Origin of the sequence: Aurantimonas coralicida DSM 14790, from assembly GCF_000421645.1 — a bacterium.
In the GTDB taxonomy this organism is placed as follows: domain Bacteria; phylum Pseudomonadota; class Alphaproteobacteria; order Rhizobiales; family Rhizobiaceae; genus Aurantimonas; species Aurantimonas coralicida.
The window spans coordinates 1-8408 of the sequence record NZ_ATXK01000025.1; the positions used below are offsets into that span (position 1 = coordinate 1).

General features: G+C 62.5%; 11 protein-coding genes and 1 pseudogene. 2 read left to right on the forward strand and 10 right to left on the reverse strand.

Annotated elements, in window-relative coordinates; all coding sequences use genetic code 11:
* The 7 genes from H536_RS0121845 to H536_RS0121875 form a co-directional block, all read right to left on the reverse strand.
* On the reverse strand, positions 1 to 317 hold a 317-nt coding region (locus H536_RS0121845), incomplete at its 3' end, for an IS5 family transposase (RefSeq protein ID WP_024352442.1).
* A gap of 31 nt (positions 318 to 348) precedes the next feature.
* Positions 349 to 1257, reverse strand: coding sequence for an IS5/IS1182 family transposase (locus H536_RS0121850; protein ID WP_024352443.1), 909 nt, complete (start codon positions 1255 to 1257; stop codon positions 349 to 351).
* On the reverse strand, positions 1238 to 2383 hold the full coding sequence (locus H536_RS0121855) for a cytochrome P450 (RefSeq protein ID WP_244400941.1): 1146 nt from the start codon (positions 2381 to 2383) through the stop codon (positions 1238 to 1240). Before H536_RS0121855 ends, H536_RS0121850 begins: the two co-directional genes overlap by 20 nt.
* A 130-nt stretch (positions 2384 to 2513) precedes the next feature.
* Positions 2514 to 3041 (reverse strand): signal peptidase II, encoded by a 528-nt coding sequence (gene lspA, locus H536_RS0121860; RefSeq protein ID WP_009209125.1) that lies wholly within the window; start codon positions 3039 to 3041, stop codon positions 2514 to 2516.
* On the reverse strand, positions 3041 to 4042 hold the full coding sequence (locus H536_RS0121865; protein ID WP_024352445.1) for a sodium:calcium antiporter: 1002 nt from the start codon (positions 4040 to 4042) through the stop codon (positions 3041 to 3043). The genes lspA and H536_RS0121865 overlap by 1 nt, the downstream gene beginning before the upstream one ends.
* A 52-nt stretch (positions 4043 to 4094) precedes the next feature.
* Positions 4095 to 4841 (reverse strand): cytochrome c biogenesis CcdA family protein, encoded by a 747-nt coding sequence (locus tag H536_RS0121870; protein ID WP_009209123.1) that lies wholly within the window; start codon positions 4839 to 4841, stop codon positions 4095 to 4097.
* 16 nt (positions 4842 to 4857) lie between these two features.
* Entirely contained in the window at positions 4858 to 5748 is an 891-nt protein-coding gene (locus H536_RS0121875; RefSeq protein ID WP_228241984.1) for a cation diffusion facilitator family transporter, read from the reverse strand.
* Positions 5749 to 5795: 47 nt separating this feature from the next.
* Here H536_RS0121875 and H536_RS0121880 point away from each other — a divergent pair, with 47 nt between their 5' ends.
* Positions 5796 to 6149, forward strand: coding sequence for an ArsR/SmtB family transcription factor (locus H536_RS0121880; RefSeq protein ID WP_024352447.1), 354 nt, complete (start codon positions 5796 to 5798; stop codon positions 6147 to 6149).
* A gap of 279 nt (positions 6150 to 6428) precedes the next feature.
* Here the strand turns inward: H536_RS0121880 and H536_RS24045 are convergent, their stop codons facing one another.
* The 3 genes and pseudogenes from H536_RS24045 to H536_RS22960 all read right to left on the reverse strand — a co-directional run.
* On the reverse strand, positions 6429 to 6692 hold the full coding sequence (locus tag H536_RS24045; RefSeq protein ID WP_024352448.1) for a ZIP family metal transporter: 264 nt from the start codon (positions 6690 to 6692) through the stop codon (positions 6429 to 6431).
* Between the two features lie 355 nt (positions 6693 to 7047).
* Entirely contained in the window at positions 7048 to 7653 is a 606-nt protein-coding gene (locus tag H536_RS24050) for a class I SAM-dependent methyltransferase (protein WP_009209120.1), read from the reverse strand.
* 106 nt (positions 7654 to 7759) lie between these two features.
* Positions 7760 to 8083, reverse strand: a pseudogene (locus H536_RS22960) (prolipoprotein diacylglyceryl transferase family protein); the annotation flags it as partial.
* A 106-nt stretch (positions 8084 to 8189) separates the two neighbouring features.
* Between H536_RS22960 and H536_RS24055 the strand changes: the two are divergent.
* A partial coding sequence (locus tag H536_RS24055; protein ID WP_162142680.1) for a transposase family protein occupies positions 8190 to 8408 on the forward strand: 219 nt, incomplete at its 3' end.

Below are 8408 nucleotides of genomic sequence, written 5' to 3' on the forward strand. Positions count from 1 at the left end.
TTCGCGCCGGCACCATGCTGGTGGACGCGAACGCAGGAGCTGTCGATCATGACGATGTCGCCGTCATAAGCCTTCGATACCGCTGCCAGGAGGCGATCCCACACACCGGCGGTCCGCCAGCGCGTGAAGCGGTTGTAGAGCGTGGTCCGAGGACCGTAACGCTCCGGGACGTCGCGCCAGGATGAGCCGGTGCGGAACCGCCAGAGGATGCCGTTGATCACCCGCCGGTCGTCGACCCGGGCGACGCCGCGGCTGTTTTGAGGCAGCAGCGGCTCGATGACAGCCCATTCCTGATCCGACAGTTCATGGCAACGCATGGCAATCTCCCTTCCAGGAGATTGAATCAGATTACGCCACCTCGCTGAACCCGTTTATGCGGACGCTCTCTAGCCACTTCTCGTTCTCCCCCGAACGATAGGCGCTGTCGGCCCAGACTTGCGAACCGGTGTTCTGTCGGCTCACGAGATGCCGAAGTTGCCGTCCGTCCGGGGCCGCCGCAGAGGTAACCGCGCTCTCGCGGATGAAGCCGAAGCGCTGGTCGATGCTGATGTGGGACTTGTAGCCAAAGACCGGCGTCGCGATCATCGGCAGCGGCGTACCGTCCGGGCGATAGCGAACCTTGCCGCCGATCTTCAGCGTCCAGCGGGCGTCGACATCCTTCTGAGCCGCCTTGGCCGGCTCGTTGGTCCAGATTTCGCCGGCGGACTCTCCGGCCTTGATCGCCGCCTTCTCGCCCTCGGTGTTGCGTTGCTTCGGCGCCGGAACCAGCGAGGCGTCGACGACCTGGCCAGCCATCGGGACGTAGCCCTTCTTCTGCAGTTGCCAGTCGAAGGCCTTCATCAGCCGCTTCAAAGTTCCCGTCTCGGTCAGCCTGTTGCGAAAGTGCCGGATGGTGTTCTCGTCCGGTGTCGGAGCGCCCAGGTCGAACCCAAGGAATCGCATCCAGGAAAGCCGGTCACGGATCATGAATTCCATGCGCGCGTCGGAGAGGTTGTGTTGCGCCTGCAGGATCAACGCCTTGAACATCGCTACGGGGTCGAACGGCGGCCGCCCGCCTTTGGAGCCATCGCCGTAGCCTAGCCCCTCGACCAACCAGCCGCGGAGATGCTCGAAATCCACGGTCGTCTCGAGCGTCTCAAGCGGATCGCCGTTCTTGCTCAGGCGTTCCAGATGCTCCGAGAGCCCGAAAAACGACCGCTGCTCCCAGGCCAGATTCTTGCGGGTGTCCAGCTCGGCGCTAGATAGGATCGTTCGCATTCTCCTTTACTCGGCAGATGATGAACCGGCTTCGGGGCAGGGCCGGCAGCCTGGAATAGTCGATCCGAAGATCCTGCTCCGGCACGTCGTATTCGATGTGCCTAGACAGAACCTTCGTCGCCTGACTCATGAGCCCTATCGTGATCCACTCGCCTGGGCAGCGGTGATCCAAATCGTGATCCCCGCCGCCTTGGGGAATAAAGTTGAAGGGGTTTCCGTCCCATTTGCGAAATCGCTCTGGTTGAAACGCCTCAGGCTCGTCCCACGTCCTGGCGTCGCGGTTCGTTCCGTAAAGATCCAGGATTACGCGTCGTCCACGGGGGAAACGGTATCCCCCCCACTCGAAATCGCGGCGCACCAGCGCAGCGACAGCGGGGAAGAAGGGGTAGAAGCGCCGAACCTCCTGGACGAACATTTCCGTAAAGCTCGTGTCGTCGCCAGCTTCGAGCTTGCGCCGGCATTCAGGAAACTGGTGGAGGGCATGGGCGACGAAGGTGATGTAGACGCCAACGGCGACGATCGGCCTGATCACGTTAAGGAGTTCCACAGCGGCAACGTGCGGGCTCAGCAGTTCGCCGTTCGAGCCCCGATGCTCCGCAATGATCGAAGCAGCCGATCCTTCCGGCGGGCGGATTTGCCCGGAACGGATCCGCCCGACGATATTCTCGATCCAGCGATCGGCCCGCTTGCGCGCCCACCGCGCCCGCCAGTGCGCGGGGCCGACTGATCCTGCGGCGTCGAACAGCGCCGTGATCTCGTGTGTTCGCTGTCGAACCTGAGACTCGGGGAGCGGCACCCCGGCCCAGGCGCAGGCCGCTCTTGTCAGGAGTTCGTGAAGCTCGTCGTAAAGGACAATCTCGTTTCTCAGCGCCCATAGGCGAGCGCGTGCCTGCCACTCCTCCGCAGTGATCGCCATCAGCACTTCGATACGCTCGGGCGTCATCAGCGACATGAACATCTGCTTGCGCAGTCGGTGGGCCTCGTCGTCCAGCCCCTGCACGCCGTGCTTTCCGAGCAGCGTCTTCTGGATGCGCCCGATCATGGCGCCATGTCGCATGAATCGACTTTGGTCGTAGAAGAGCCTGGCTGCCTCCGGCCCTGTCATGCAGGTCGCCTTCTGCAGCATAAGCCGGGTCTCGAACAGGTCCGATCCATACGCCCGACACTGCTTCGAGATGAACCTGTAGGGGTCAGCGAGAAGCGAGAGCGTTGCGTCTGGTCGGGTATCACGGGGAAGTTGCGGCATCAGAGCGCCTTCATCGGATGGAGTTCGGGTCAGCCTTGCGCACCCTCCCCTCGCCCCTCGGCCATACACTTTCGAGCAGCAGAAGGCTGACGCCGCTCACGATCCCCACATCGGCGAGGTTGAAAGCCGGCCAGTGATAGGCAGCGACGTAAAAATCCAGAAAGTCGGTGACTGCGCCATGCCGCAGGCGATCAAGGATGTTGGCGAGAGCACCGCCGATGATGAGCCCCAGCGCAATGGCGGTCAGGCGGTTTGCGGCGCGCATCAGCCAAATGATGAGACCGATGACCATCGCCAGCGTGAAAGTCATCAGCATCCAAGGTGATGTGTCGCCGAAAAGCCCGAAGCTCACGCCGGTATTGTGCCAGAGGACCAGGTTGAAGAACTCGGTCACCGGGATCACCCGAGGCGGCTGCATCACGCTATTGATGATCCACCATTTGCTGACCTGATCGATCAGGAACCAGGCGGCGGCAATGGGCAACCCCAGCCGCAGCATGGAGGCGGACGTATGCGGGGCTGTTTGCGTCTGCACCATCAGAAGACCTTGAGAACCCAGAAGAGGACGATCAGCACGTAAACCACATAGGTGCCGACCAGAGCGAAGACCTGCCAGCGCCGGAATCCGGGCTCGGAGCCGCCCCAGCGGATGAAGGCGGCATAGAGCACAGGCATAAGCGCGACGAAGACGAAGCTGACCCAAAACAGATGAAAGTTCTCGATGGAGGTCCCGACCAGCGCCAGAGGCAGGAACCCCACGGTCACGGCCATGGCGTGGTCGCCAATGATGTTGGTGAGCGCCGGCGTGATCTGGCCGGACCGGGCGACGGTCCAGGCCGCAAAGGCTTCTGGCAGGGCCGCCACAGGTGCAGTGATGAAAAGACCGCCAACGATCGCCGAGATGCCGAGCGCCTTGACGATGTTCTGGGTGGCGATGACGGTAAAATAGGCGCCCAGCGCGAGCACCAACACGCCGGCAACGGCGAGCCAGATCTCGCGCTTTGACCAGTCGACCTGCTCACCTTCTCCGCGTCCGCGCAGGAACGCTTGGGCGAGGTAAGCGATATAGGCGGCGAACAGCAGCCAACCGTCGATCGGCTGAAGGCCGCGCCAGGCCGCGGGCAAAGTCAGCACGGCGAGCAGGACGAGGATTCCGAGGTAAGGCAGCGCCTGCACGCCCACAGCAGCCGGATCGACCCGCAGAAGGTGCTCTTGCAGGTGCCGGTCGTGACCGGGATCATTGGGGAGATCGCGCTTGCGGGTCGCCAGATAGCCGATCGTGACGAGGGTCGGAATGCCGATCACGGTCGATCCGAGGACAGCGCCGAGACCGATGCCGGATGCGTCCCGGACCGCGCTCGTAATGTTGATTCCGACCTCCGGGCTGGCGGTCGCGATGCCGATCAGCGAGCCACCTGCTGCGGCCGAGATACCCCATTGCCGGCGCACCTTCTTGAAGGGGTCGGCGAGGTGCTCCGACCCCCAATGCGCGGCATAGACGGCTACAAGCAGAACCACTACCCAGATCCAAACGCTCATTTCGCCTCCACTTCCAGGCCGCCTTGCGCGCTCGGTAACATCGCGATTGCGCTCATCCGATACGTCCAAGCGCCGGAAACGTCTGGAGGAGCCAGATCGCAAAGTTTGTGAGATGGCCAGTGATCATCGCGATGCCCATGACCACCATGATCCCGCCAGCGACGATCTTCAGAACCCGGCCTGTTCTGCGCATGGCCGTCATCCGCGCCATGAAGCCGCGCATGAACAGGGCGGCGAGGATGAAGGGAAGGCCGAGACCGAGCGAATAGACGGCCAGGAGCGCTGTTCCACTTCCGGCGGTGGCGTTTACGGCCGAAAGTCCCAGGATGGCGCCGAGGACCGGCCCGATGCAGGGTGTCCAGCCGAAAGCGAAGGCCAAACCGAGGAGATAGCTCGCCCAAGGGCCGCCGTGATGTGGGCCTGAATGAAATCTCACATCGCGCTCGAGCCAGGGCATGGGCACTAGGCCGGTCGTGAACAGGCCGAAGACGATGACGATCACGCCACCGATCAGGTTGGCTTCATAGAGGTGCGTGCGCAAAAGCCCGCTCAGGGCCGTCGCGCTGGCTCCGAGCAGGACGAAGACGGTGGTGAAGCCGAGCACGAAACAAAGGCTCAGGCCAAGTGTACGACCTGTCTCCTTGAGACTTCCCCCACTGCTTGCAAGCCCATCCGGGCTAATCGTGCGCCCGGCGACATAGGAGACGTAGCCCGGCACGAGCGGCAGCACGCAAGGCGATAGAAAGGAAACGACGCCCGCGGCAAAGGCCGTGGCTATGCCGATGCCGGAGAAGTCCACTACAGCAGCACCTCCGTCAGGCTTTGGCGCCGCTGGCCGCGGCGGCTTCCCGCAGGTCCGCGCGTGCATCCCGGATGATCGACCAGGAGGATTGCAGGAACAGCCCGGCGATCACGACGGCGACAACAAGGTCAGGCCAGGGAGAGGCGGTCCAGGCCACCAGCCCCGCCGCAACGACGACGGCGGCGTTGCCAATCGCATCGTTACGCGAGAACAGCCAAACCGCGCGGACATTGGCGTCGCCGGTCCGGTGAGGCAGCAGCGGAAGTACCGCGACCACATTGACGACGAGCGCAATCACCGCGAACAGACCCATCAGCTCGGCTTCGGGCTGTTGCTGCACCAGCACGCGATAGGCGGTATTGGCGAGAACCCCGAGACCAAGCGCGCCAAGAAACAGCCCCTGTATCAGGGCCGACCGGGCGCGCCAAACAAGGCTCCACCCGATAGCGAGGATGCCGAGGAAGGTGATCAGGCCATCGCCCAGGAAGTCGAGCGCATCGGCCTTGAGCGCCTGCGATCCTGATAGGAAGCCGCCGAACATCTCAATGACGCCGTAGCCGACATTGAGCACCACGACGATCCAGAGCGCCCGCTTGTAGGCCGGCGTGATGTGGGAAAGGTCCTTCGGTAGGTCGTCAATGTCGCCTTCGGCGTGGAGACTCGGCGCGTCCAGGCGATCGAGCCTATAGCCGATTCCTGTCACGGCGCGCTCAACCTCCGGAAGACGGGCATTGGGATCATTCACGTGCAGCGTCATGATCTGCGTGGCCGTCGAGACCTTCACATCCTCGACCCCGACCGAACGCACCGCCTTCTCGATCTTCGCCGCGCAGGTGGGGCAATCCATGCCGGTGACGCGGTAACGCGCCGTCTCGGCATCATTCGTTGAAGCTGCTACGCTCACGGCCATCTTCCCTGATCGAAAATGGCTATATATCATTCGTGACTGATATGTCGAGCGATGCCGAACTGATCGAGCGGGTCGATCTTCCGACCGTTGCCCTACGGACGAAATTGTTCCGGGGGTTGGCAGACGCCTCGCGCCTGTCGATCCTGGACGCCTTGCGCGCGGGGTCCTTGTCCGTGGGCGAGATCGTCGCGATCACCGGCCTGTCGCAATCGAACGCGTCCAACCATCTGCGGTGCCTCAGTGAATGCGGTCTCGTCGCCGGCGAGCAGCGCGGGCGCTTCGTTCATTACCGCCTAAGCGATCCGCGTCTCAACGAGCTGCTGGTCCTCGCCGATGAGTTGCTAGGCGAGACGGCCTGCGGCGTCGACGCTTGCGGGAACTACGGCGCCCGGTGATGCCGCGCCTTAGAGTGGTCGGCGGCGTTAGTGACGTATTTTGCGGGCGCGGCGATCAGTCAGGGCGGCTGTGGTATGACTGCCGAATGCCAGACCAGCGAGGCGCTCTCGTTGGGCTAGCCTTCAAAATACGACGCGATCAGCGTGAACAGGGCACAGCCGTCGATGAGAAAGCGGCCGAATAGCGCGTGTCCTCGGACGCCTCCTGCGCCTCCTCCAACATCTCCTCGACGGCGGCCAGGAGAAGGATACCCGCGCTGAAGGCGAGGGCGGCAAGCTTCAACGTTTCGCCTGCCCGCAGCAGCCAGTAGTCGATGCTGGCGCCCAGGAGGCAGGGAATGACGTAGGAGGCGGACAGGAGGATGCGGCGGCAGCGGGACGCGCCTTTTCTTTGAGATTGGCGATGGTGACAAAGTCTTCGGGCACATCAGCCATGATCTGGCCGAGCGCGAGGATGCACGTCAGACCGAGTGAAACGACGGAGCCGACACCGATCATCGAGCCATCGCTGAACAGGTCAATCGCGTCGGCGACATAGATCATTCAGGCTCCCGCAACTTCCTCGCCGCCGCCTTGGAACCGATCGACAATCCATCCCAGGACGACGTAGAAGGACCCGCCGAGTCATAGGCCGACGATGATGGCCCAGGGAGGCGGCGAACCGCCGAGCGCCTCCTGCAGCTCGACGGCGACCACGCACATCACGATCCCGGCGGCAGCATGGAGCGCGTGGTTCAGCATCCTCGCGGGACCTCGGGAACAGCTCGGCCACCACGCCACCAGTGAAGTTGCCGAATGCGGGCATCCGAGGGAGAGCAAAAACGTGCAGATAGTCGGTCATAGACCGCCACCTAACAAGCCGTGTTACATGGGGTCCGTGCTTGGATGCGAACGCGCCTCAGCGAACAACGTCTCCTTGGTAAAAGTACGCGAACAGGCGCGGCCCCGAAGCGTAAGCGTTACTGTCGGATATTCTGCGGAGATTGCTTGCGGCGACTATCTTCGAAATGGGGCGGTTGATGTGGCATCCGCCAGCGAAGCGATTCCACGCGGGATTAAGTCGGTCCTGCCACCGCGAAACATTATCGTCGGGCGAACGGCCATGCTCGACATAGAGGAAGTGGCCGCCGGGTTTCAGAACACGGCTAATCTCCTTCAAGACAAGGCGGGGATCCGATACTGAACACAACGTCCAGGTCGAGACGACGCAATCAAAGCTGCCCGATTCTAAGGGTAGAGCCTCTCCCGCCGATTGCAGCAGCATCACGGGAATGTGCGTGTCCATGGCCGCTGCCCGCCGAAGCATACCTGCGCTTGGGTCGATACCTATGACGCATTCCAGCGAGTTTCTGTAGAAACCGAGATTTGCTCCTGAGCCGACTCCGATCTCCAGAACGCGCCCGCTCGCCTGGCGGGTTACAGCCTCGCGGTAGGGTCTCAGGCTGCCAGCTCTCATCGCTAGATGGGTTAGGCACGGGCATACGCTTTCACGATAGAAGCTCATCTGCAGCGTCTCCTCAACTCGGCGGAGTCCCGGCCCGGAGGCTAGGATGATCGGATGGCCGGCATCAGCGCGCACGGTTTGATACCGATGTGGTCTCATTCGCCCGTTACCCCACTGCGTTCGTTCGCGGCTCACGGGATGATCGGTACTGGCCCCACAGGACAAGGAGTATTCCGAGAAGCACCATCGGCAACGACAGGATCTGACCCATTGTTAGCCCACCATAGAGAAATCCGAGCTGAGGATCGGGCATGCGGAACAGCTCCACGGTGATCCGGCTCAGCCCGTACCCGAGCAGGAAGACACCCGTGATTATTCCGGGCCGCCTGCGAAGCGACGGTCTGTGCGCGAGCACGGCCAGGATTGCGAACAGCACTAGTCCTTCCAGGAATGCTTCATAAAGCTGGCTGGGGTGACGAGGCAGATCACCTGTCAAACGGCCTTCAAAATTGACCCCCGATCGGCGTCCAAAATTGGGTCTGACTCATATCTGATGCAGTTGAGGAGCGGACTGGCGATTCATGAAGGAGATCGCCATGTCGAACGCCATTTCGCTGTCATCGCTCATTCCGGCCGGGCTCTCGGTCGAGCAGTTTGAAGCCTGTGAAGGGGCCCTCATCGTAACCGCATCCGCCCGGAACAGGCAGGCGGTGTGCCCCTCTTGCTCATCGCGCGCAAGCCGCGTGCATAGCCGATACATTCGAGGCGTGACGGACTTGCCGGCAGCGGGGCGAGTGGTTCGGCTGCGTCTGGTC

Coding starts and splice junctions, on each gene's coding strand:
- H536_RS0121855 (WP_244400941.1), bottom strand. CDS start 2,383: ATGCTGCAGAAGGCGACCTGCATGACAGGGCCGGAGGCAGCCAGGCTC.
- H536_RS0121880 (WP_024352447.1), top strand. CDS start 5,796: ATGTCGAGCGATGCCGAACTGATCGAGCGGGTCGATCTTCCGACCGTT.
- H536_RS24050 (WP_009209120.1), bottom strand. CDS start 7,653: ATGAGCTTCTATCGTGAAAGCGTATGCCCGTGCCTAACCCATCTAGCG.
- H536_RS0121850 (WP_024352443.1), bottom strand. CDS start 1,257: ATGCGAACGATCCTATCTAGCGCCGAGCTGGACACCCGCAAGAATCTG.
- H536_RS24045 (WP_024352448.1), bottom strand. CDS start 6,692: ATGATCTATGTCGCCGACGCGATTGACCTGTTCAGCGATGGCTCGATG.
- H536_RS0121865 (WP_024352445.1), bottom strand. CDS start 4,042: ATGAGCGTTTGGATCTGGGTAGTGGTTCTGCTTGTAGCCGTCTATGCC.
- lspA (WP_009209125.1), bottom strand. CDS start 3,041: ATGGTGCAGACGCAAACAGCCCCGCATACGTCCGCCTCCATGCTGCGG.